The sequence below is a fragment of the Thermodesulfobacteriota bacterium genome, assembly GCA_040755095.1.
In the GTDB taxonomy this organism is placed as follows: domain Bacteria; phylum Desulfobacterota; class Desulfobulbia; order Desulfobulbales; family JBFMBH01; genus JBFMBH01.
On the sequence record JBFMBH010000230.1, the window covers coordinates 1 to 3,171 of the forward strand.

A 3,171-nucleotide genomic window follows, 5' to 3' on the forward strand; every position below is an offset into this window, starting at 1 on the left:
AGGACGATCACCGCCAGCCAGGCCGCCAGGGCCAGCCCCACACCGGCGGCGTCCGCCCGCCAGCGCAGCTGCCGGGCGACCAGGCGCCCGAGCAGGACCCCCGCCAGGGCCAGGGGCAGCAGCACCAGGCCGGTGAGCTTGGTCAGGGTGGCCAGGCCCAGGGCCGATCCCAGAAAGAGCCAGTTGGTACGGGTTGGCCGTGCCAGCACAAGGTCGGCCGCCAGGAGGCTCGCCACCAGGAAGGTGGCCAGGAAGATGTCCGTGGTGACGAGACCGCCGTGGCCGAGCAGGGTCGGGGAGAAGACGGCCAGCCCCGCGGCCAGGAGCCCGCCGCCCGGGCCGTAGAGCCGCTGGCCCAAGAGGAAGGTGCCCAGCCCGGTCGCAAGAAAGGCGGCCAAAGCCACGCTGCGACCGGCCATGAACAGGCGGTGCAGGTCAGCGGCATGGCGGAGGGCAAACAGGCGGCCGCAGTCCCAGACCGTGGCCTCCGGGCCCAGGCTGGCGGCATCCAGACGGAGGCCGGCCAGGTGGAGCGGCAGCGCCACCAGGGCCTTGGCCAGGGGCGGCACGCCGGGGTCCAGCCCCCAGCCGCTGCCAGACAGAAGCGCCAGGCCACCGGGCAGGATGGCGTATTCGTCCACGGTCACCGACTTGCCGGCCACCGCGGCAAAGGCCAGGGCCAGCCCCAGGGCCAGGATCGCCGCAAGGAGCAGCCTTGGCCGCGCCAGGGTCCTGTCCATGGTCTCCCGTCAGCCTTCCGTGCTGCCGGCGGCCAGCCAGGCCAGATAATCGCCCCCGGGGATGACCGCCCGCCCGGCCACAGGCCCGGCAGAGACGTCGAACAGGAGGGGGAGGGGAGGCGTTGGCATGGCTGGCGGCGGCCCGCAGACCGGGGCCCGGAGCGGTTACTGGGGGGTGAGGGTGTCGTCGCCGGTGAAGAGCAGGCGCATATCCGCGGCCCATTCGGTCTCCGCCAGGACCTGCTCCGCCTCCGCCGGATCGACGCCGAGGACCTCGGCCAGCTGGCCGAGGTGGTAGCAGGGCTGGCCGTCTTCGCTGTAGGCCACCGGCTTGAGGCTGGGAAAGCACTCCTGGAAGGAGAGCCCCGCCGAGTCGGTCAGAATCTGCCGCAGGTCGTCGGGCCCGAAGAGCAGCAGCCATTTGGCCGCCTCCACCCAGGTGTCCCAGGCCACGGACTCGCTCCCCACCACTGCCAGAGCCATCTCCAGATCATAGGCGTCTTTGAAGCCAGACATCTCTCCCCTCCCGGGCCGGTCCAGCCGGCGGCTTTTGCTTGGTCTTGCCCTGACGCAGCACTATAATGGCAAAGCATCCGCGCTGTCGACCCCGGCCCACCCCCTCTTGCCCCAAGGAGAGATGCCCATGGCTGCCCTGCTGCAGTTCAAGCGATCCGCTGACCTTCGCCACCCACTCCTGGACCAGTGCTTCCTGGACGCCAGCACTGTGGATGTCCTGGCCCTGAATTATGACGGTGAGGGGGCTGCCCTCTGCCGTTGCGACGGCACCCTGGCCGCGGTGAGCCGGGACCGCATCAAGGCGGTGATCTTCGGCCTGCCCAGCCCGGCCCTGGCCGATTTTATGGCCATGATCTACGATCCGACCGCCAGCGGCGAGGAACTGCCCCTCTATCTGGAGTCCCTGGCCCGCCAGCTGCTGGAGCAGAACGACGTGGACCTGCAGAACGAGGCCAAGCGGCTGCGGAAGGAGCTGCTGGCGGCGGAAGACCCCACCTGCCGCTATTTCCAGGAGGCGAAGCGGCGGTGAGTCTGCGGCCGGCAGCGGTTCCGGCGCTTCTGGCCATCGCCGGCTCCGACCCCTCGGGCGGGGCCGGCATCCAGGCGGATCTCAAGACCTGCCAGAGCCTCGGCGTCTACGGCGCTGCCGCCATCACCTGCCTGACCGCCCAGGATACCCGGGGGGTGCGGGCGGTCCTGCCGGTGCCGGTGCCGTTCTTCCGGGAGCAGGTGGGGCTGGTGCTGGCCGATCTGGCGGTGAGCCATATCAAGATCGGTATGGTGGGCACCGCCGAGCTGGCCTGCGCCCTGGGTGAGATCCTCGATGCCTTCCCCGGAACGGTGGTGCTGGACCCGGTGCTGGCGGCCAGCGATGGCCATCCCCTCTTCGAGGCGGCCCGGGCCGAGGTGCTCATGGCCGAGGTGGGCGGCCGGGCCGACCTCCTCACCCCGAACCTGCCCGAGCTGGCCGCCCTGGCCGGCTTGCCCCCGGAAGCGTCCCCTCTGGCCATGGCCGAGAAGCTTCTCGATCGCCTGCCCCGGCTGGCCGGCATCGTGATCAAGGGCGGCCACGCCACCAGCAACGAAATCCAGGACCTCCTGGTGCTGCGCCAGCCGACTGGCCCGGCCCGGGTCGAGACTGCCCGCCACCCCCGCCTGGCCTCCCCCAACACCCACGGCACCGGCTGCACCTTGGCCACCGCCCTTACGGCCCTGCACCTGACCGGCGGCGACTGGGCGGCCGCCTTCCGGCAGGCGGTGGCCTACGTGGCGGACCTCATCGCCCTGGGCCGCGGTTTGGCTTTCGGTCATGGCCGCGGCCCCCTGCCGCACCACCTGTGGACCGGCCCCGGACGAACCGCAGCATGTCCAACAAGGGTCAGACCTGGCCGGTCACCTGCGGCAGGCTGAAGCAGATGGAAGACCCCTTGCCCAGGCCTGCGGACTCGGCCCACACCTGGCCGCCGGTGGCCTCGACGATCCGCCTGACGATGGCCAGCCCGGCGCCGGCCCCCGAGCCGCCTGGCTGCAGCTGGCAGAAGAGATCGAAAACCCGCTCCAGGTTTTCCGGAGCAATGCCGCAGCCGTTGTCCTGAACAAAGAAGACCGGCTTGGGCCCGCCGGCTCGCACCCCGATGACGATCCGGGGCTCTGGCTGCCCGCCCATGTACTTGCAGGCATTGTCGAGCAGATTCTCCAGCACCTCCCGCAACCGGCCCGGATCCCCCAGCACCGCCGGCATCCCCGGGGCGATCTCGACGGCGATGCCGCCGCCCCTCAGCCGGTCGCCCAGGGCAGTCACCACCTCGTGGACCAGGTCGGCGAAGGGAACCGGCACCGCCGGCCGGACGATGTGGCCCTGTCTGGCCAGCTCCAGGAGGTCCAGCAGCCGCTGCTCCATCTGGCGGGCCATGGC

The 3,171-nt window shown here is 71.1% G+C and carries 5 protein-coding genes; 2 read left to right on the plus strand and 3 right to left on the minus strand.

From position 1 onward, the window contains the following. Both AB1634_19130 and AB1634_19135 read right to left on the minus strand, forming a co-directional pair. Window positions 1–740, minus strand: a 740-nt coding sequence (locus AB1634_19130) for a glycosyltransferase family 39 protein (GenBank protein MEW6221626.1), incomplete at its 3' end; no start/stop codon positions are given. A 165-nt stretch (window positions 741–905) separates the two neighbouring features. Then, the gene (locus AB1634_19135) at window positions 906–1,256 is read right to left on the minus strand and encodes a hypothetical protein (protein ID MEW6221627.1); all 351 of its coding nucleotides are present in this window, start codon (window positions 1,254–1,256) and stop codon (window positions 906–908) included. 127 nt (window positions 1,257–1,383) lie between these two features. On the opposite strand from AB1634_19135, the gene AB1634_19140 reads away from it, so the two are divergent. Beyond that, window positions 1,384–1,785: a hypothetical protein gene (locus AB1634_19140; GenBank protein ID MEW6221628.1), complete on the plus strand. Its 402-nt coding sequence runs from the start codon at window positions 1,384–1,386 to the stop codon at window positions 1,783–1,785. Next, window positions 1,782–2,666, plus strand: a complete 885-nt coding sequence (gene thiD, locus AB1634_19145; GenBank protein ID MEW6221629.1) for a bifunctional hydroxymethylpyrimidine kinase/phosphomethylpyrimidine kinase — start codon at window positions 1,782–1,784, stop codon at window positions 2,664–2,666. Before AB1634_19140 ends, thiD begins: the two co-directional genes overlap by 4 nt. On the opposite strand, the gene AB1634_19150 is transcribed toward thiD, so the two are convergent. After that, a partial coding sequence (locus tag AB1634_19150) for a HAMP domain-containing sensor histidine kinase (protein ID MEW6221630.1) occupies window positions 2,635–3,171 on the minus strand: 537 nt, incomplete at its 5' end. The genes thiD and AB1634_19150 overlap by 32 nt on opposite strands.

Coding starts and splice junctions, on each gene's coding strand:
- AB1634_19140 (MEW6221628.1), top strand. CDS start 1,384: ATGGCTGCCCTGCTGCAGTTCAAGCGATCCGCTGACCTTCGCCACCCA.
- AB1634_19135 (MEW6221627.1), bottom strand. CDS start 1,256: ATGTCTGGCTTCAAAGACGCCTATGATCTGGAGATGGCTCTGGCAGTG.